Consider the following 19,582-nt stretch of genomic DNA (forward strand, 5'->3'; position numbering starts at 1 on the left):
TCGTCTGCCGACGATACGTCGACGAAGCGAGGGCGACGAGACACTGGCGCTGGCGTTACCCCCACGCCTTGAGCACGTGCGTCTTCCCTCCGATTTTGCCAGGCTGAATGAAATGGGTTTCCTGGCCCTGCAGCGTGCGCGTGGGCCAGGACTCGCTGCTCAAGTCGAAAGCTGGTGCCGCGAACAAGGCTTTTACCAAACGTAACGCATCAGGCTGGGTGCTCCATCGCCCTTCTTGAAACTTGCAACGAATACAGCGCTGTGGGAAAAACAGGAAGACGATATGGACATCAATTGCGGCGGCGTAGTTGATGGACGCGTCTCGATTGCGCAGCTCGGAGGCGCGATCTTCAAGCGCATGCTCGAATGTGCGTCCGGCGTCCCGTCGAAAAGTGAAGTGAACGGTTACGGACAAAACGAATTCGTGCCGTGGCAATTGGGCGTCATCACCTGAAAACTCGCTCCGCTCTATGGCGAAGGGTGAATTTGACAGACGAGGTTCGCGTTTGCGCGTGGACCTGGTCCCATGCAGTCGCAGAGATCGGCAGCACCTGCGGATTCCCACAGCGGGGACAACTGGAAGGATCTTTCGCAATCCGCCGGACATCGGCCATGCGTGCAAACCGTCCGTATCAAGCGTTGTGGTCGAACCCGGTCCGACGGGGAACGCGCCCGCCATTCTCCGAGCTCATCTCGAGTTCTCGTCGAGAGCAGCGAAGATCGACTACTGAGAGGGCGCGGCGCGTCGACCGACTTGATTAGGGAGCGTAGTAGTTCAATTCATCGATCCGAGCACGAATCGCGTCCACATTGAGTGCCTCGATATCGGCGCTCGTCATCGATCCCCGATCGGCTCGCCATGGGCCGTTATCGGCTTGACGTTGCGCATCGCGAAAGGCCAGCCACTGACGCTGGGCATTGCGGATCAGCATGCGCGATTGCGGATCGGCGTTGCGCATGATCCGTTGATACACGTCGTTCATGCGTTTGTCGTACGCAAGGTAAGCCTGGTGCGAACAGTCGGTCATGCCCGCCGTAGTCTGCCCCGCCGGTGTACCGAGACATGCTTCGGCCTGAGCCTCGATCGGGTCGACCTTCTTTTGCGCCGACGCTATGGGCAAAGCAAGAGCCATCAGGATCAGAAAACTAACCGTTCGTGTCATCATCCGCCCTCGTCCGTTGACAGCTGCAAATGTGCAATTCGCATTTTGCCTGTGGTCAAGCAAAAGGTGTCCGTCGAATTTCGTAGGATCTTCCTTATGGTGGGCTCCTCAATATGCACATCCAGCGATATGCCTGCTTAGGTGCGAGCGGCCTGAAAGCCACCTCAATAGGCATTGATGCGTGGAGGTGTATTGAGGCGACGTTCCTAGAATGTACGAAACAACTCGTCTTTCGGATACGGTAGTGCCGGTTCCGGCATCTGGCGCATTCCGAAATGTTACCTGCCGGATGGTCGCTTCTTGCGGGCTTTCTCCTATTTCAATTCCGCCAGCGGGCAGGCTCCAAGTCTCACCAGACGACTTTTCCTGCAGCAGCGGTTTGCCTTCGTGATTATGATTCAAGGCTGCAACGGTGGCTTTCGACGAAACAAATGCATCAAGATGAAGTCTGGAATAAATTTGACGCCTCTATGATTGTGGCTTCAATCGAAAAGGGGATTCGTCATGGGAGAAAACCATCGTAGGACACTGATCAAGTCGACCGCCGTGCTTGGTCTGGCCCACCTTTGTGGCCTTGGAAGCCTGAGCGCTTTGGCAGCAGCGGCTGCGTCAGGCAAACACATCAAGCCCGGCAGCAAATCCGCATTGATCGTCGTGGACATGCAAAATTGTTTCATCGATGGCGGAACGTTGCCGGTGAAAGGCGGCGCCGAGGTCGTGCCACTCATCAACGAGTTGGCTAGCAAGTTCGAGAACATTGTCATTACGCAGGACTGGCACACACCGGGACACGCGTCGTTCGCCAGTTCCCATCCCGGTAAGAAGCCGTTCGAGACGGCGCAGTTGTCGTACGGCACACAGGTCTTGTGGCCGGACCATTGCGTGCAAGGCACCGACGACGCCGCGCTCGACAAGGACCTTAAGCTGCCGACTGCACAAGTAATCATACGCAAGGGTTTTCACAAGGACATGGATAGCTATTCCGCATTTGAGGAAGCCGACCACAAGACAGAAACCGGCCTCTCGGGATACCTGAAGCAGCGACGTATCGACACCGTGTTTGTGACCGGACTGGCGACTGACTTCTGCGTTGCATGGACAGCAATGGACGCTCGCAAGGCGGGGTTCGAAGCTTACGTCATCGAAGACGCAACGCGTCCGATTGACCTCAACGGCTCACTTGCGATTGCGCGTAAAAACATGGATCGCGTGGGTGTAAAGCGGATTCAGTCAAAGGATATCTTGTCGACGTGAGCGAACGGCTCAGATTACTGCCCCGGATATCGCACAACCTTGCAGGCTAAGGTTGCGCCTTGGATGCCCAACGCGCCCAAGAATGGTTCAATATTTGGATGACAGGCTGTCAGCGGACAGTATGAGACATTCAACGGCCACGACCGGATTGGCAACAATCGTTGGCATATGGGTGCGGCCGAACGTTAGCTCAAGCCATCGGCCACTATTGCTGCGTGAGCATCAGGTTCAGATTCTGAACCGCAGCGCCGGATGCGCCCTTGCCAAGATTGTCGAAAACCGCGGACAGCAGGACGTGACCGTGTTCCATGTTAGGAAATACGCTTAAGCGCATGTCGTTCGTACCGTTCAGCACTTGCGGATCCAGGTGCTTTAAGACGCACGATTCGTGCAACGGCGAGACACGTACGTGGGCCGCCTCGGCATAGTGACGTGAGAGACACGCGTGTAACGTGGCGCCATCCACGCCGGGCGCCAGCAGCCGCAACTCCAGGGGCACCGTCAGCACGATGCCCTGGCGGAACGCGCCATACGCAGGGACGAAGATCGGACGCTGCACGAGCCCGGAGTGCTGCTGGATCTCCGGGGTGTGCTTGTGCGCGAGTTCCAGACCATATACCTGGTATGAAGGCGCGTTGACGGCACCCTGCCCCTCATGTTCCTCCACACCGGCACGCCCACGTCCGGAGTAGCCGGACACGGCATGAATGCTGATAGGGTAGTTGCCTGGTATGAGCCCAGCCTGCAACAGGGGACGCAGCAAGCCAATTGCACCGGTCGGATAGCAACCGGGATTGGTGACACGACGTGCGCTCGCAATCCGCTCAGCCTGTCCCAGCGCCATTTCCGGAAAGCCGTATGTCCAGTTCGGCCGTGTGCGGTGGGCGGAACTTGCGTCGATTACTCTGACGGCAGGATTAACAATGGCCTCCACTGCCTCGCGCGCGGCGGCATCAGGCAAACAGAGGATGGCGATGTCGCAGGCGTTAATGGCTTCTGCGCGACGCCGTGGATCTTTGCGCTCCCCAGCGGCAAGCGTGAACAATCTAAGGTCGGTCCGGTTGCGCAGCCGTTCGTGGATTTGCAACCCGGTGGTGCCTTGGTCGCCGTCGATGAAAACAACGGGAGAGCTCATACGTGGAATACTCCGGTAACTGTGGGTTGTAACAAATAGAACGAGCCCCTATGTTCCATGGAACGCTAGAATAGAGAAAGTTGAATTTCATAACGTGAATATTCAGTTTTTCTGAATCTGGACGTCGACATGCGAGAGATCAGCCTGGACCGCTTGCGCACTCTGGTCGCCATTACCGACCGTGGCTCATTTGCCGATGCGGCGCGTGCATTGCACCTGGCGCCGCCAACGGTCAGCCTCCACATCGCTGAACTCGAAGACCGCATTGGGGCTCCACTCCTGTCACGGAAACGCGGACATGTAAGGCCGTCGGCGATAGGAGAGGTGCTGGTGGAGCGCGCGCGCCGACTGCTGGCCGATGCGGAGCAGGCGTTAGACGATATTCAACGCCAGGTGCAGGGGCTCGAAGGGCGCGCTCGGCTCGGTGCGTCGACTGGCGCGATCGCGCACCTGTTGCCGCAAGCGCTTGAGGTGCTGCGCCAGCACCATCCCGCTATCGACATTCAGGTGGCAGTACTCACTTCGCATGAAACGCTGTCCCGACTGGCGGATGGAACGCTGGATGTTGGGCTCGTCGCACTGCCTCAGCCCCCGGTGGCTGGACTCGTGATAAAGCCCTGGCGCCGCGACCCCGTGATGGCCTTTGTGCCGGCACATTGGCGGTGTCCGGCCCGCGTCACGCCTGAATGGCTCGCCGCCCAACCGCTCATTCTCAATGACGCAACCACGCGTCTCTCGCGTCTGACTGCGGAGTGGTTCGCGACCGGGGGGCACCACCCCGCGCCGCGCATTCAGCTCAACTACAACGACGCGATCAAGAGTCTGGTAGCGGCAGGTTACGGCGCAGCGCTGTTGCCCCATGAGGCCACTACGCCATTACCCGACAGGCGCATTGTCATGCGTCCGCTGCGCCCGGCGTTGTGGCGTCGGCTCGGCATTGCACATCGTGCCGGGTACGTTGAGCGTTCCACGCAACACGTACTTGATGTGTTGTGGGATCTGCGAGTAGCGTAGGCGTTGCCATTTGCCGCTTCGGTTCATTCTCGCGGGGACAGTAGCCTTTTTGCACGCCACGACGAACGAATGGCCAGGTTGTAGAAATTTGATTGACCGGATTGGGTCCCAATTCAGCCACTTGTCTTGCTCAATAGCCGTCATTCGTTGAGGCAGGCACGTCGCTCACTCGATACGCTCGACAAATTGCGTGCGATCAAATGGAGCCGTGTATGGATCTGGCCAGAATTCGACCATGCGGGTGATTTTGCCGTGTTCGACCGTAAAGAACGAGATTGCTCGTGCACGCAGGACGCCATCGGTGACGAACACATCCGACACAGCCTCTTTTTCACTCCCGACGATACGATTGATCGTGAAAACCCACGGGCCTTGCGCGGGGTATTCTGTGTTGAGTAGAGCAAAATTGGCCGCACCCGGTCCGACGCAAACGTCAGGGGATCGCCGCGCGCAGTATCTATGCGAGTGGCACAAGGCGCCCCTGACCGGCTACGCTGCAGCCACGCTGTAGACAAAGATCGCGTTATTGATCGCGTGCAACAGGATTGGCATCGACAGCCCCTTCGTCTTCCTGGTCAGCCAACCGGCAATCAGGCCCATGACGAACAGGTAGATAAAATGGCGCGTGTCTTCGTGCATGCCGGCGAATATCGCAGCCTGCAGCACGTTGGCCCAGCCGAAGCTGATATGGCGCGACAATCCTCCTAACAGGCAACCGCGGAACACCAGTTCTTCGATTACTGGCACGAACACCGATAACACCAGCAGCGCGAGCGGAATGCCGCCGAGCGCGATTGCACCGTGCGCCAGGTTCACCGCCCACGAGTTCGGAGCAAAGCCGTGCGGAACGTTGTGCCGAGCCAGCAAGTGGGGGATCTGATAGATGCCGTACGCGGCGACAGGTACCAACATCCACGTCCACTGCCGAGCCATTCGCGCCATCCGATCAGCCGACCGACTGCCGCTAGGCCGAGCGCGCTGAAAAACAGCGTCCACAAATGTGAAATCGCAATGCGATTTGAGGCATCGATGCGCACTACGCCGCTGCCGGTCGGCGACAGCGCCGCCGTGCCCATGCGAAAGATCGTGACGAGATAGAGCGCCATGGAAAAGACGCCCAGCCCCCACCATGCGTGCCGCAAACCTATCCGCGCGAAGAGTGGTGTGGACGCTTTTCCGACGCGCTGCCGGACCGTACCACGGTAATGCACCGGGAAGAGCAACAGGCCTGGCGATGCAAGATAGAGCGCGAGCATACCGAAAAGGCCGGCCGCGAGTGGGAGCAAATCGGCGCGGGCGGCGATAGCCGGATTGAGGTCAAGCAGATGCGCGTACGCATACGCGAACGGCGTGGCCTTACCGGTCTTCTGGTACTGGTCGCGGATAATATCCGCAGCTATCTTCGCGTCGCCCACATCGAATGCAACATCAAGGCGAAGCTGCTGGTTTTGCGGAGACTCGAATTTATGCGACGCGGCGTCAGCGGTCAGGGCCGCTTCCGCGGCTGCCGAATCGCCGGCACGCTGTAGTACACGCGCCGTCGTATAAGCGTCGATCTTAAGTCCTGCGCGTTGGGCGCGATGAAACTCGTCGCTCGCTTCCGTGCCAGGCAACACTTCGACCGCCGTATTGATGCGTATGGCTTCCTGCCATGGTGTCCTGGCGACGGGCGCCGCCGCCAGCAGCTTGCTGGCATCGCGTGCGCGACCCGTTCTCGCCAGGTACCGCATCGCGTCGATCAGGCGGTCATTGGCCGGATCGAGCTGCACCGCGAGAACCGCCTCCTGCCCGGCCCGGGTGTCGTTTTTCGTGGTTGCATGAGATTGCGGACCTTTTGCGCAGCTGACGTACGCGCTTTGGGTTGCCGGAGCACGCCGACGGCGCATGTCCATACGCATGCTTACCTCTCTGGGACACAGTATTGTTGTTCGCGCCGCAACCAATGGCGCTTGTGGCGCAGAGCGCGCCATCAGAAGCGCCGAGTGCCCGGACAATGCCGCGCCGGTTACTTGGCGACAACGCCGGCCAGATGCCCAATCCCATCTGCCGTCTGCACACCCACGTTCCTCGCGACAACACCCAGGCCACCCACCACCGTGACGCCTGTGTCGGCCACCTCGAACTCGGTTCCGGCGACCGTGACCGTCCCCTTGATGTGGTCGCTGCCGGCGAGTGCGCCGAAGAGTATCCGAGCCGCAACGGGGCGCGTCTTGAATTCGCTTACGTGAAGTGCGACCGGAGCGCCCGACGCCGTAACCGGAATACCTATCTTCGTCATCTCGGCATGGAAGGCCCCGAGAAGGTCCGTTTTCGCTTCAGAAGAAATGTCGAACGATCCCGTATCGATCTGCAATTCGCTCACACCGCCTGTAAGTGCGACGCTGACATCGTGCCCCCGGTCGGCGGGTAGAGGAGTCATAGTTGGCGCTCCGGCACACGCGGCAAGGAGAAGGACGCAGATTGCTGAGAGCGAGATAAAACGCATTTTTGTGTTTCCGGATTTATTGTTAATAAGTTGATGACCGACAGTCCCCGGTCAAGGCCTCAGCCACGCAGAGCATTCGAATTTTCAGGCAACGCGTTTGCAGTGTTGCCATTGGACTGATGATTGAATATCGGCTGCGGGAGATGACTTCTTTAGCGTTCTCGTGTTACTCGGCATCAGTCTGCAATATCAAGGAGATGTGCTCCCGTACGCAACGTCAATTGTCGACCCGTCATTATCAATACCAACCCTGCAACGATTTCCCTTCACTGTAGTTGGGCAATTTGGCGCGGATTGTCTCCAATCTAGTTGGTAACGTCGAGCGTCTGAAACTGGCCGCGCACCGTCTCACGCAAAGGGCATACGCAATGCGAACCTTGCAAAGCTGCAATCGGCAGAACGCGACCCTTCTCTGCCGCTCGACGCTTGGCCGTCTATCGTCGCAGACCACCGTGCTCCGTTAAATACTGGCGCAGCGCGCAAAGCGGTCATATAAAGATCTGCTTCGAACGTCACGGCCTTTGACGATGTAGATCACAAACTCGGCCACGTTCGTCGATCTCGACTTCCATCCGACTAGCCAAGGTCTCGGCCGTGCCCCCCGCGCTCGCTGCCTGGCTACCGTGGTTGGGTCCAACAACCACCTCACTCGCAGCACTCGTGAGCTCTAGCCGCGCTGGTCAGTCAAGAGTCTTTCTCGACATAAGCGGAGGAATCTCCACCCAGGTGGGTGCCCGTTTCATTTAGTCCTCGCTGCTCTTTGACGACCCTCCGCTCCAAAACCACCCAGAAGCGAGCATCCCGGCCAGAACGACCAACGCCGCGTTCAAGACCTTCTGGATCGCATAGCCGAATCCAGCTCCCGGCCCACGCTACGAAACAGCGGACACGCAAGTGCCGATGTGGCCCAGGCATCCGGCTCGCAAAGAGCTGAATTGCGGGTTGAGTCCTGTGTTTTTCGAAGCTTCGATTCGCCGGGTAGCGGCCTAAGCTTTGGTTCAATGTTCTGCACTGAAACAACGAGAAAACAGCGATGTCCACACGACTTCACCGGGTGTCTTGCACGGTCGGCCTTGCCCTTGCCGCCGTGACATTGGTCATGTCTGGCTCGGTGCTAGCCAGACATCCCACCCCGTTCACCTCGTTATCCGCCGACGATCAGATTTTCATCAAGTTGCATGACGCTGCACGCGACAACGATCCCGCGCGCGCAGCGCACCTGGCAAGCTTGATTCCGAATTATCCGGCGCCGGCTTATCTCAGCTATTTCCAGATCAAGCCGCGTCTGTTCAACGGCGCGGGGCATGCGAATCTCGACGCGCCAGACGCACCGGTGCTGTCATTTCTGCAACGCTACGACGGACAGGCGATTGCCGACCGTCTGCGCAACGACTACCTTCGCGTGCTCGGGGCGCGCCACGACTGGCACGATTTCGATTCGCAATATTCAAAGTTCGTCCTGGACGACGACACGCAAGTGAAGTGCTATGCGCTCGAGTCCCGTGCCACGCGAGGCGAAAATGTGGCCGACGCGGCGCGGGCGCTGCTCGTCGAGCCGAACTGGTACGGTGACGGCTGCGTCGATCTGATCACCGCGCTCGACCGTAACCAGCAGTTCACTCCGGACGATGGGTGGCAGCTGATTCGCCAGGCCTATGAACAGGGCGCGAGGACGACGGGCGGCAGACTGGTCGATGCGCTGGGCGCGGCGCGCCCGGCTCAGCTGCTCCTCGAGCAGGCGACGAACCAGCCACGCCTGTTGCTCGCGAAAGGCATCCAGCTGGACGCAGCGTCCCATCAACTCGCGCTGCTCGCCATCACACAGTTGGCGGTCGGCGATCCGGAGGCCGCCGAGGCCACCTTCACCGTAATCGCCCCGTCGCTCACCCTGGCAGAACGGGCTATCGGTTGGGGCACGATCGCCTATCAGGCGGTGCTCAGGCAGCTACCGGGCGCGGTGAACTGGTACCGGCTGTCGGCGAACGCGCCCCTGTCGAGTCAGGCCTACGAGTGGCGCACGCGCAGCGCGCTGCTGGCCGGGGATTGGACAATGGTGCGCTGGTCGATCGAGCAGATGCCGGCCGCGCTGCGCGCACAGCCAGCATGGGTCTACTGGTACGCGCGCGCGTTGAAGCAGAGCAGCGAGGTGGCGGCAGCCGACCAGGAATTCCGAACGATCGCGGGTAACTACACCTTCTATGGCCAGTTGGCCTCCGAGGCGCTCGGCCGGCAGATCGTGATCCCGCCGCAGACCAAGGTGACCGACGAAGAAGTTGAGCGGGCTGGCCGGACACCAGGCTTCGAGCTGGCAGAACGCTTTTACGCGCTGCACCTGCGTACGGAAGGCAACCGTGAGTGGAACTGGCAGCTGCGCGGCATGACTGACCGGCAACTACTCGCAGTCGCCGAGTACGCGCGTCGCATCGAGCTTTATGACCGGGCTGTGAGCACTGCCGACAGGACGCAGACGGAACATGATTTTTCGCTGCGCTACCTGGCGCCATTCCGCACGATTGTCGAGCGCGATACGCGGTCCACCGGGTTCGACGTCGGATGGGCGTATGGCCTCATTCGCCAGGAGTCGCGCTTCATTATCAATGCGCGCTCGGAGGTTGGCGCGGGCGGCCTGATGCAGGTGATGCCGAACACCGCTGAGATGGTCGCGAGGAAGATCGGGCTCGGTACAATCTCGCGGGCCAGGATGAACGACATCGACACGAACATCCTGCTTGGCACGTACTATCTATCGATGATTTACAACCAGCTTGACCGTTCTGCCGTGCTCGCGACCGCCGGCTACAACGCCGGCCCTGGGCGCTCGCGTAAGTGGCAGGCCAACCTGCCGCGACCGGTGGAAGGCGCGATTTTCGCGGAGACAATTCCGTTTAACGAAACCCGCGACTACGTCAAGAATGTATTGTCGAACACGGTTTACTACGCGGCGCTGTTTGATGGCCACCCGCAATCGCTGACGGAGCGGCTTGGCCAAATCGAGCCCCGATGATATCGTCCGCAACGCTGATCCGCGGATCGCTTGGGTGCAGTAAGTGCGGCTGCATACGCGACACTGTATAACGATCCTTCTATCTCTGAATGACCTCTCAACACGGAACCATCTTCTGCGCCGTTTAGGTAGTCAGCCGGCGATCTGCGTTCAAATGACGGACCAAGCCCTAGGAGTCGCCATGTCTTTCGAGCAGTATTGCCAGATTGTGGAGGGCATCCGCGTACGACGAGTTCAGTCATCGAATCGGAGCCACGCCAACCAGAACTGACGAAGGATCCTTTGAAATCATGACCTGCATCCCGCCCTGAGCGGGCGGGGCTTCAATCACTGCGACACAGTGACGACGTACGTCGTGTCCACCATGAAACCAGTTCCCGGACCGCGTACAAAGCTACCACCAAATCTGATCGTGTGCTGGCCGGGCGACAGCGGTTTGAGCATCACCCAGTACCCATCGCTGATCGACATGCCGGGTCCAGCGCCCGATCCAAGGATGTTATCTGCAGGAACCGTGAAATTGAAGAACGGCGACAGCGCACGGAAACCCTGTGCACCGTTCAGTACGTCGTTGCCGTCAACCGTTACGTGCAGGCTGGTTGGGCTGATGCCGTCTGCAGTAGTCGCGCTGCATTTGCGGCATGATGCTGCGTCCGTGCAGTGAAACGGCGGCAGGTCCTGGGTTGAACACTCAACGTTGATGAGCGGAAAAAGAATGGACGCTGTTGAGGGCGAAGAAGCGGCCGCGGCGGCCGCCGCATTGGCAGGCTGATCGCCGTTACTCAGAGATTGAAAAGCGCGCCGGGCGGCGTTGCGGCGATTTGGTGGTCCGCTCAACGCGCGGGCTGGCGCCGCGGATGAAGAGGATCGCGCAGATAGCTACCATCGTCCAAATGCTGAGAATTACGGTCAAGGCACTCATTTCAGTCTTCAGAAGTTCGACACTGCGATTAGTTCTGTCTGGCCTGACGGCCAATCAATGTGTCGTAGGTTGGTCGGTACCTTTGAGCAATAGCTCATCGATCAGGCACGTGGTCAGTGCCAGCTGCTTTTCGAGCGATACGCGCGCTACTTCCGCACCCACCGTGTCGTCACGTGCGACGGCGTTGTGAGTCTGCGTCGCGAGGCGCAACACGGACTCCGACGCGAGGTGCAGGCCGCGCATCATGCCCGCGTCGGAGTACGGCGAAGGACCATTCCAATCGGACATAGATACGTCCGGCAGGCCAACTTCGAACTGGTAACTTTGGTGGTGGCGGAAAGACATTTCAGGCTCCCTGCGCGATTGGCACGATGTCAGTGTGCGCCGACGATGGGGGAGTCCAATCCGTTAAAAAGAAGCCAATTTTGGAGTTAATCCGTCGCCATCGAAAGAACGAAAAATTTGCTAAAAATGGGGCCGGGCCGCGCGCGGCTAGAAAGTGGGCGGGCGGATATTTTGCGGGGCGCAACCTTACGCGGTTACGTGGGAATCGCCGAGCCGCATCGCACGTATGCGGGGTGCGACCGGCTCTTCAGCGGGTAGCGTCGCATGTCGACCCGAAGGGGACCTTCAGGATGGAAAGCTGCCGGTGACAAGTTCCGGCTGCAGAACAGACATTCTGGCGTCAAACGCGTGGGACAAGCCAACAGCATCTCCGCAGCCAGTCAATGGAACGATCAGCCGAGGCGATACACCTTACTTACCGTGCCACTGAACAAAGCCTGACGCTCGCCAGGGCTCGCCTGTGCGGTCAGGCGCTTGAACGCATTCCAGCCGTTGCTGTACGGGTACGAGCCCTTGTCCACCGGGAAATTGCTCTCGAACATGCAGCGCCCAGCGCCGAACGTCTCGATACAAGTGTGCATCCACGGTTTCCACGCTTCGGCGAGTTGTTCGGACGACGGGGGCCGCTCACCCTTCTCGAAGCCGAAGCCGTTGATTCGCATCCCCAGCCCACCGACTTTCACATATACGTTTGGCAACTGCGCCAGTTCGCGCATGGAACGCGACCAGGTGTCGAATACTTCCTTGCGCTTGTCCTCATAGCTCGCAATACGCACGACGCCGCCGCAGTGATTGATGATGACGGGCGTGTCCGGATAGGCCTTCGCCAGATCGAACAGCTCCGGGAGTTGCGGGAAGAAGAGCCACGCATCGTAAGAAAGACCCAGTCGCCCCAACTGCGCCACACCCGCGCGGTAGTCGCGATCGAGCAGCAATCCGCGCGGTGCCGCCGAGACTGGATTCACCAGTGTCGGGTCGGCATCCCAGGTCACAAGATGCCGCACGCCGCGAAACCGGCCCTGTCCGGCCTGGACGTGCGCTTCGAGGACATCGCGCACCGCCGCACCACGACGAAGGTCCGCATACCCGACGATCCCTTTCGCAACCTGTGGCCTGTTGGTCTGCGTAGGTGCTGTCGCGCCAGCCACATACTCGGTCTCGCCTACCGGCCGCATTTCCTCCGGCCCGGACTGCCGGTAATGGGTGAGCCCCTGCATGAACACCGACGCCGTGATGTTGTGCCCGGACTGTGCGTCGTGAAGGTATTCGTCGAGCAGATAGGTCCAGCCCGGACGATCATAAAAGTGATGATGCGCGTCGATGATTGGCATCCCCGGTTCAAGCGCTGCTTCGGTCCCGGAGGCGAGCCATTCGGATCGGACGGGCAGGTAGTTACTGGTCGGATTCATGGGGTGTCCCTCTTCCTTGGCGAGTGCTTGCGTGGCGGCTACGGCGGCTACGGTGGGACCGGCGATCGACGCCGCAGCGAACCGGAGAACTCGGCGGCGCATCGGCGAATGAAGCGTGCCCGTCATTGTTCACCCCGATTAAAGGCATAAAGCGAGAGCGTCAGCAACGTCGTGATACCGAGCACGACCGCCAGACCGAGCATCCCGGCAGTGAAGGTTCCAAAGCTGTCCTTCAGATAGCCAACGAGATACGGACCAGCGAAGCCGCCAAGTGCACCGATCGAATTGATCAACGCGAGTCCACCAGCGGCTGCCTGGCCGGACAGGAATCGCGCGGGCAGCGTGTAGAAAATCGTGCGCCCCGCAATCGTGCCGATCAGTGCCAGCGTAATGCCGACCATCGCAGGCAACAGTTGATGGAAGTATGTCGAGACACCGAGTGCGACAGCGCCAATCAGAAGGCCTGCGGCGAGGTTGGCAATGTGTCCGCCGCGACGATCGACCCGCTTCGCCCACCACAGCAATGCGATCGTGGCAAAGAAGTACGGCACCGCGGAAACCCAGCCCGTTTGCGTTACGCTCATGCCATGGGCTTTGAGCATCTGGGGCAACCAGATACCGATCCCGTAAGAACCCATCGTGAAGCCAAACGAGATCGCCGCGAGGAGGTAAACCCGCACGTCCTTGAGCGCGGCGCTAAAATCCTTCTTCTTGTGGCTATCCGAGGACTCGCGATCAAATGCGCCCTGCAGGGCTTGACGCTCTTCCGGCGAGAGCCATGTGGCATCGGCCGGCTTGTCCGCAAGCAGTTTAAGCAAAAGGTACCCCAGCACGCATGCCGGCAATCCCTCGACAATGAACATCCATTTCCAGCCGGCAAGTCCAAGTACACCGTCCATCTGAAGCAGCCACGTCGAGAGCGGACCGCCAACGAGGGACGACAGCGGCGTGGAAACGGTGAACCACGCAAGCACGCGTGTGCGATAGCTCGGCGGGAACCAGACGGCAAGGAAGAAGATCACACCGGGAAAGAAACCGGCTTCGCCGATACCGAGCAGAAGCCGGATCACGTAGAAGCTGGTCGGCCCGACGGCGAGCGCCGTGGCCGCAGCCATCAAACCCCAGGTGATCATGATGCGGGCAAGCCAACGTCGCGCGCCGAAGCGGTAGAGCGCAAGGTTGCTTGGGACTTCGCATATGCAATAGCCCGCGAACATGATGCCGGCCCCCCAACCAAACTGGGTCGCCGTCAGTCCCAGGTCGTGGTTCATCGTTAGTGCCGCGAAGCCGACGCTGGTCCGGTCCAGATAGTTGAAGAAGTACGCGAACGCGAGAAGCGGAATGAAGCGCCACGCAGCCTTTCTAACGGCGTGCTGTTCGAGGGAGGATTTGGCGGGACGGTCAGCCGTCATGCCCGGGGAAATGGATGTCATGGTCGTCTCCAAACATTTCGCTGACCAAACCTGACCGTATTGCGGTCGGCGCGGTGCAGCTTTTTTTGCGATGCTTTCCCGCGTCAGGCGCTGGCAAGCTCATTGGCCGAAGGACTCGATTGGTCGCCCGACTGCCAGTTCTGGCATCTGACGACACCGGCATCGATCAACTGCCTCAGTTCGTCGTCGGTGTATCCAAGCTGCGACAGTAGCGCCTGCGTGTCCTGTCCGAGTGCGGGCGGGGCTGCACGGAGGCGCAACCGCTCACCATCCAGCGTCAGCGGAAGCAGCGCGGTTCGCGTGGAGACGGGCTTACCCGCGCCGCTGGCATCGGGCGGCAACGTAACATCGGCGAGCCCGCCGGTAGCAAGCAGATGCGGATCGTCAAACAGGTCTTGCGGTCTGGTAATCGGCGCATACGGCAAGCCGATACGTTCGAAGATTGTGCTGATTTCCGCCGCGGTGAAGGTTTCCATGTGCTGGCGAAGTTGCGGCAGCAGCCAGTCGCGAGCTTGAACCCGTTGGTTGTTGGTGGCGATCTGCTCATCCGACTTCAGCTCGGAGAGACCGAATGCGTCACAGAACAGGGCCCACTGCGTGTCCGACACGACCGCCAGAAAAATCTGTTCGCCGTTCTTGACGGAGAAGACGTCGTACACGGCCCATGCGGATATGCGGCTGGGCATCGGTGCCGCAGCTTGACCCGTCACGGCGTACTGCATCATGTGCTGTGAAACGAGGAACACGTTGTTTTCAAACAGCGCACTCTGGACTTCCTGACCTTTGCCAGTGCGCTCGCGCTGGGCGAGCGCAGCCATCGCGCCGATGGCACCGAACATGCCGCCCATGATGTCGTTGACGCTGGTGCCAGCACGCAGCGGCCGTCCATCAGGTCCGGTCATATAGGCGAGGCCACCCATCATCTGCACCACCTCGTCCAGGGCGGTGCGATGATCATAAGGGCCGGGGAGAAACCCCTTGTGGGAGACATAGACAAGGCGGGGATTGAGCTTTGACAGCGCTGCGTATCCCAGGCCAAGCTTGTCCATCGTGCCGCTCTTGAAGTTCTCGCTAAAGATGTCTGTGCCAGCGAGCAGCTTGTGTACGATTTCGACCCCGCGAGGGTCTTTCACGTCAACAGCAATGCTTTTCTTGTTCCGGTTGAAGGTGCTGAAAAAACCTGCACCCGATCCACGCAGTGCGCGCGTGCTGTCCCCGAGGATCGGCTCGACCTTGATAACCTCAGCGCCGAGGTCTGCCAGCACCATGCCGCAGGTAGGCCCCATTACCATGTGCGTCATCTCGATCACACGCACGCCGCTGTACGGCAGGGATTGGTTCGACTGAATTTCGCTCATTGCGTAACTCCCTTAAGACATCCTTCCGGTTGCGTCGCGCTCGGCGTACGCCCATCTGCATACCTAAATCCTCTGGGCAGGCCCGCGTCCTGCACATGCCCGTACAACGCTTCGCCCGGTAGCGCTTCGGCAAGAATCGCGCGTGCAGCGATCAGGGCATCAATATCGATGCCGGTGTCATAGCCCATTGCTTCGAGCAGAAACGTCAGGTCTTCGGTGACGATGTTGCCGGTCGCGCCTGGCGCGTAGGGACAGCCGCCCAGCCCCGCCTGGCTCGCGTCGACAGTCGTGACGCCTGCTTCGAGGGCGGCGACCACATTCGCCAGTCCCTGGCCGCGCGTGTTGTGGAAGTGCGCGCCACCTGCCTTGCTACCGAGTTCGGTCTGCAAGCGACGGAACAGGCTCCGGACCTGGGTGGGATTCGCATAGCCGCTGGTATCGGACAGACCCACTTCGTCAACGCCGCATTCGGCCATCGCGAGGCACATCTGCATCGTCTGGTCGCCGCTGACCGCACCCGCGATCGTGCAACCGAACGCGACGGACACGCCGGCTTCAATTTGCACGCCCGGAAACTGCGCGTTGCGTAAGGCGACAACCTCACGTACTTCGTCAATCATCTGTGCGGTCGTCTTGCGGATATTCGCCATCGAGTGCTCCTCGGTCACCGAAACCGGCAATGTGACCTTATGCACGCCCGCTTCGAAGGCGCCCTGCGAACCACGCAGGTTCGGCGCAAGCACCGCCACATGAAGGCCGGGGATCGTCAATGCATGGGCGACAACTTCACGAATGTCGGCCATCTGGGGAAGCAGCTTCGCGGGCACGAAGGAACCAACCTCGATTTCCTTCAGCCCCGCGGCGGCCAGCGCAGAAATCCAACGGAGCTTGGCAGCCGTAGGCATGACGGTCGTGATGCTCTGAAGGCCATCACGCGGGCCAACTTCGCTGACAAGAACCTTGGATGCAGGGGAAATATTCAAAGTAAGCTCCTTTGCTCAGTCTGCCTGGAAGAACGTCGTTCTATGAGATAGAACTATAGGAGCAAAACTTTGGAAATTTAAGGTGGGTAAACCCGCTTTCTCGAGATATTTTAGAACTTGCGTTCTACGAGATAGAACGATACAGTCGGGCTACGGAAACTTGATAAAGGAGACGGACGTGTCCACCGAGATGCAGGAAGTGACGCCTTCGGAGTCCGCGGCAGCGAACGGGGGGTCTAGCGGTGTCGCGGTGCTCGATCGTGCGTTCGCGATTCTCAACGCTTTCGGGCCGACCGATGACCAGTTGTCACTCGCAGAACTGTCGCGCCGTACCGATCTGTACAAGAGCACGGTATTGCGTCTGCTGGGCGCCCTGGAGCATGGCGGATTTATCCGCAAGCTAACTGACGGGCAGTACGCAATTGGACCTCAGCCGCTGCGCCTTGCGGCGCTCTACCAGCGATCATTCCAGGTGGGGCCGGTCATTGAGCCGATCCTCCAGCGATTGAGTCGCGATCTTGGGGAAACCGCCTCGCTGTATGTGAGGCAGGGCGACCAGCGACTGGTGCTCTTTCGCGTCGAACCAACTCGCGCCGTACGCGTGTCAATCCGCATTGGCGAAGAGTTTCCGATCAACAAAGGCGCGTCCGGCAAGGTGCTGCTGGCGTTCACAGATACTCAGGATCCACGCTGGGAAGAGGTACGCGAACGATTATGGGCTGTGTCGCACGGCGAGCGCGATCCGGAAACAGCATCGGCTTCTGTGCCAGTCTTCGGCGCGACGGGCGACCTGGTGGGAGCGCTTGCGTTGTCGGGGCCGAAGGCCAGATTTGACATGGCATCGACCATCACTGTCGCTCTGACGACTTTGCTCGAATGCGCGAAGCGTGCGACCGTGGCGCTGGGTGGCAGGGGTGATCGATTTGATGCAAGTATTGCGAGAACCACGGAGGAGGGATTTCTTCCGAGCGAGAATCTAAACGCACGTAATACGGCGTAAGGTTCGTCGAATGACCGATGTCGGAGCGGAGCTGCCCTACGTGTGTCCCGGTTGAGCATATGGACGAATGGCTGGAAGTGGCCGAACTGAGACCAGGTCGCTTCGCGCTCGCGTGCACGCACGGCTGCGCAGTCTGTCGATCTGAAGTGGTTGCTCAGGGCAGTCGTGTCAGACAGGGCGACCCAGTCGCCTCGATAGGAAGATCCACGCCAGTTCGCGGTCCGGCAGGGGTTCTTCAGGCCCTCTGTAGAATGTCCATCGCCTTTTCGGCATCGTCCAACGAGTCGACCGCGAGATAAGCAATGAACTGTGTGCCAAGTACAGCAGCGGAAACGCCGCGGAGGTTGATCCCCCCGTCGGCCAGCGTCTGGGTCAATTGCGCGATGATCCCCAACTGGTCCAAGCCCATTACACGGACGGAGTGAAGGCTCGGAGTGACTGCGAACCCGACCTGTGTCGCGGCATGGATCTCCCTCTCCCCCTGCAGCGGTGCGACAAACACGACCCCTTTGCCCGATGCTTCCGGCGTGCGACGTGCGATGACGAACTGCAGGTCTACGCCAGCATCCCGCAAAGCGCTTAATACTTGCGCAAGCCCTCCCGGTTTGTCATCGATGGTAGCTGCCCAAACATCGACGCGTTCTACGCTCAGTTCCATGGCAGCCCCTCCCGCCTGATCCATCTCCCAATTAAAATCTACTTCATCAACGGCACGCGAGCAAGGCCAGCGGCGTAAGCGAGACACGGGAATGCCCGGAATCCCCGGGCCGGCACTGCCGGGGTTCATGCTCTGCAACGCCGGCACTGTGCGCCTAGGAAACTACTCGTTTCGTTTTGTCGTCATGCGACGCTTGCCTACCTCGAGAGCATCCGAACAAAGAGCTTTGTGTGTCGCTTGTCGGACCTATTCCGAGAAGACCTTTCCCAGCGATTCACCGCATTTTTAGCGCGGATTGGTCTGCCACCTGCATAAGTCCGTACCGGAGCATGCGTAGCTTAAGAGCCCCGCGCCCACGGCTGCAAACAGGTCCGATAGGTACCGCCTGCGGCTCGGACTTGCTCCCACTTAGAACCTCGGGACCGCCCGGTGTTTCTGAGGCTCCCGGTCCAGCTCCGTCCGCCGTTGCGCCTGCTCGGGCGCAGCGACATCTATCGCAGCTTCGTCCTTGGTGCGGAACTCCGCGACGCCCACGCCCCGTAGGACCAATCCGTGTAAAGGAGCGTATCGATGCCCTCAACGAGAATACAGAAGTCATACAAAGGGGTGTCCGTTGGGACGGTCTGCCGTTGCCGGTACTGGTATCCGACGGACCCTTGTCGACCCTCAGCGGACCTTCAGGTTTGCCGATAGCAGCCGTTCCCGCGAGGGTCATCCGCCACGCTGTTCACGCGACAAAGACGCTTGCAGACTTATCGACATGCAGCGGAAACCCATGATCGGCACACCACTTCGCCAATTGCAAATGCAACTCTTGCCAATATGGCACGGCCCACGCTGGAGCGGAGTCTTGCCAAGCCTGTTCTGAGGGGATATAGACAGATGGAACACCCATTGGCATCTCAAACGCCAATTTCCCGAGCGGGCAGATGCAGACCAATTCCTCTTTCCATCTAGATTGAAAGCAAAAGTCCATTTATTTATCGGCGATACCCACAGGATTTGTTCCATTGCCACAAATCCAAGCTCGGACAACGACGTCGACAGTGGCTACCACGGTGGCCCAATCGTCAGGATCAAGTCCATGTGCATCGATGCCATTCAGTGCGGCGGCAGCGAGCCGCTCTGAATGAGTAATCGACGTGTGAAAACGTTCTTGGATGAGCGCCACTGTCCTTTTCAAGGTTTCCACGCTGTAACGCTCATTCATCGGCCTTAGTCCGTTCGTTGACTAGATTCTGAAGTTTGGATGTAACCACGATGCCCGTTCTCAACGCATTGTGCTGGATCGAATTGTCAGCAATCTGAGGCAGGCTGTCGAGTGACCGAGATTGGCCGAACTGAGCCGCATGACGTCCGGCTCAGTTCGTTAAGGGTTATTCGATGCCTGCCATCGACCACAGGAATGTGACGGTGCCT

Annotated in this window: 18 protein-coding genes and 3 pseudogenes; 6 read left to right on the top strand and 15 right to left on the bottom strand. The window is 59.6% G+C overall.

What is annotated here, in order from left to right:
* Positions 1 to 34: 34 nt before the first annotated feature.
* Both M0D64_RS26405 and M0D64_RS26410 read left to right on the top strand, forming a co-directional pair.
* A pseudogene (locus M0D64_RS26405) lies at positions 35 to 216 on the top strand (LysR family transcriptional regulator); the annotation flags it as partial.
* 4 nt (positions 217 to 220) lie between these two features.
* Positions 221 to 454: pseudogene (locus M0D64_RS26410) on the top strand (altronate dehydratase); the annotation flags it as partial.
* Between the two features lie 304 nt (positions 455 to 758).
* On the opposite strand, the gene M0D64_RS26415 reads toward M0D64_RS26410, so the two are convergent.
* Positions 759 to 1,166: a lysozyme inhibitor LprI family protein gene (locus M0D64_RS26415; protein WP_266259862.1), complete on the bottom strand. Its 408-nt coding sequence runs from the start codon at positions 1,164 to 1,166 to the stop codon at positions 759 to 761.
* A 105-nt stretch (positions 1,167 to 1,271) separates the two neighbouring features.
* Positions 1,272 to 1,622: an NUDIX domain-containing protein gene (locus M0D64_RS26420; RefSeq protein WP_323135784.1), complete on the bottom strand. Its 351-nt coding sequence runs from the start codon at positions 1,620 to 1,622 to the stop codon at positions 1,272 to 1,274.
* Between the two features lie 45 nt (positions 1,623 to 1,667).
* On the opposite strand from M0D64_RS26420, the gene M0D64_RS26425 reads away from it, so the two are divergent.
* Positions 1,668 to 2,417, top strand: a complete 750-nt coding sequence (locus M0D64_RS26425) for a nicotinamidase (protein ID WP_266259864.1) — start codon at positions 1,668 to 1,670, stop codon at positions 2,415 to 2,417.
* Between the two features lie 205 nt (positions 2,418 to 2,622).
* On the opposite strand, the gene argC is transcribed toward M0D64_RS26425, so the two are convergent.
* Positions 2,623 to 3,552 carry an N-acetyl-gamma-glutamyl-phosphate reductase gene (argC, locus tag M0D64_RS26430; protein WP_266259865.1) on the bottom strand — a complete coding sequence of 310 codons (930 nt, stop codon included), beginning with the start codon at positions 3,550 to 3,552 and terminating at the stop codon, positions 2,623 to 2,625.
* A 129-nt stretch (positions 3,553 to 3,681) separates the two neighbouring features.
* Here argC and M0D64_RS26435 point away from each other — a divergent pair, with 129 nt between their 5' ends.
* Complete coding sequence (locus M0D64_RS26435) at positions 3,682 to 4,566, top strand: LysR family transcriptional regulator (RefSeq protein WP_154566609.1); 885 nt, start codon at positions 3,682 to 3,684, stop codon at positions 4,564 to 4,566.
* A gap of 165 nt (positions 4,567 to 4,731) precedes the next feature.
* Here the strand turns inward: M0D64_RS26435 and M0D64_RS26440 are convergent.
* From M0D64_RS26440 to M0D64_RS26455, 4 genes and pseudogenes are all read right to left on the bottom strand, one after another.
* Positions 4,732 to 4,983 (bottom strand): annotated as a pseudogene (locus M0D64_RS26440) (nuclear transport factor 2 family protein); the annotation flags it as partial.
* Between the two features lie 72 nt (positions 4,984 to 5,055).
* Positions 5,056 to 5,382 (bottom strand): CPBP family intramembrane glutamic endopeptidase, encoded by a 327-nt coding sequence (locus M0D64_RS26445; RefSeq protein ID WP_266259866.1) that lies wholly within the window; start codon positions 5,380 to 5,382, stop codon positions 5,056 to 5,058.
* On the bottom strand, positions 5,379 to 6,458 hold the full coding sequence (locus tag M0D64_RS26450; RefSeq protein WP_266259867.1) for a hypothetical protein: 1,080 nt from the start codon (positions 6,456 to 6,458) through the stop codon (positions 5,379 to 5,381). Before M0D64_RS26450 ends, M0D64_RS26445 begins: the two co-directional genes overlap by 4 nt.
* 113 nt (positions 6,459 to 6,571) lie before the next feature.
* Positions 6,572 to 6,985, bottom strand: coding sequence for a hypothetical protein (locus M0D64_RS26455; RefSeq protein WP_174825333.1), 414 nt, complete (start codon positions 6,983 to 6,985; stop codon positions 6,572 to 6,574).
* A gap of 1,099 nt (positions 6,986 to 8,084) precedes the next feature.
* Between M0D64_RS26455 and M0D64_RS26460 the strand changes: the two genes are divergently transcribed.
* Complete coding sequence (locus tag M0D64_RS26460; protein ID WP_266259868.1) at positions 8,085 to 10,055, top strand: lytic transglycosylase domain-containing protein; 1,971 nt, start codon at positions 8,085 to 8,087, stop codon at positions 10,053 to 10,055.
* Positions 10,056 to 10,382: 327 nt separating this feature from the next.
* Here the strand turns inward: M0D64_RS26460 and M0D64_RS26465 are convergent, their stop codons facing one another.
* The 6 genes from M0D64_RS26465 to M0D64_RS26490 all read right to left on the bottom strand — a co-directional run bounded on the left by M0D64_RS26465 (position 10,383) and on the right by M0D64_RS26490 (position 16,505).
* Complete coding sequence (locus M0D64_RS26465) at positions 10,383 to 10,526, bottom strand: hypothetical protein (RefSeq protein ID WP_266240655.1); 144 nt, start codon at positions 10,524 to 10,526, stop codon at positions 10,383 to 10,385.
* A 505-nt stretch (positions 10,527 to 11,031) separates the two neighbouring features.
* Positions 11,032 to 11,322 (bottom strand): hypothetical protein, encoded by a 291-nt coding sequence (locus M0D64_RS26470; protein ID WP_266259869.1) that lies wholly within the window; start codon positions 11,320 to 11,322, stop codon positions 11,032 to 11,034.
* Between the two features lie 392 nt (positions 11,323 to 11,714).
* Positions 11,715 to 12,857, bottom strand: coding sequence for an amidohydrolase (locus M0D64_RS26475; RefSeq protein WP_266259870.1), 1,143 nt, complete (start codon positions 12,855 to 12,857; stop codon positions 11,715 to 11,717).
* Entirely contained in the window at positions 12,854 to 14,164 is a 1,311-nt protein-coding gene (locus M0D64_RS26480) for an MFS transporter (protein ID WP_266259871.1), read from the bottom strand. The genes M0D64_RS26475 and M0D64_RS26480 overlap by 4 nt, the downstream gene beginning before the upstream one ends.
* Positions 14,165 to 14,247: 83 nt before the next feature.
* Positions 14,248 to 15,522, bottom strand: a complete 1,275-nt coding sequence (locus M0D64_RS26485) for a CaiB/BaiF CoA-transferase family protein (RefSeq protein WP_266259872.1) — start codon at positions 15,520 to 15,522, stop codon at positions 14,248 to 14,250.
* Entirely contained in the window at positions 15,519 to 16,505 is a 987-nt protein-coding gene (locus M0D64_RS26490) for a hydroxymethylglutaryl-CoA lyase (protein ID WP_266259873.1), read from the bottom strand. The genes M0D64_RS26485 and M0D64_RS26490 overlap by 4 nt, the downstream gene beginning before the upstream one ends.
* Before the next feature lie 190 nt (positions 16,506 to 16,695).
* Here M0D64_RS26490 and M0D64_RS26495 point away from each other — a divergent pair, with 190 nt between their 5' ends.
* Positions 16,696 to 17,505 (top strand): IclR family transcriptional regulator, encoded by an 810-nt coding sequence (locus tag M0D64_RS26495; protein ID WP_266259875.1) that lies wholly within the window; start codon positions 16,696 to 16,698, stop codon positions 17,503 to 17,505.
* 235 nt (positions 17,506 to 17,740) lie between these two features.
* Here M0D64_RS26495 and M0D64_RS26500 read toward each other — a convergent pair whose 3' ends face one another.
* Positions 17,741 to 18,163, bottom strand: a complete 423-nt coding sequence (locus tag M0D64_RS26500; RefSeq protein WP_154566614.1) for an ACT domain-containing protein — start codon at positions 18,161 to 18,163, stop codon at positions 17,741 to 17,743.
* A gap of 976 nt (positions 18,164 to 19,139) precedes the next feature.
* Entirely contained in the window at positions 19,140 to 19,373 is a 234-nt protein-coding gene (locus M0D64_RS26505) for a hypothetical protein (protein ID WP_266259876.1), read from the bottom strand.
* Between the last annotated feature and the right edge of the window lie 209 nt (positions 19,374 to 19,582).

It is taken from the genome of Paraburkholderia sp. WS6, assembly GCF_030464835.1.
Classification (GTDB): domain Bacteria; phylum Pseudomonadota; class Gammaproteobacteria; order Burkholderiales; family Burkholderiaceae; genus Paraburkholderia; species Paraburkholderia madseniana.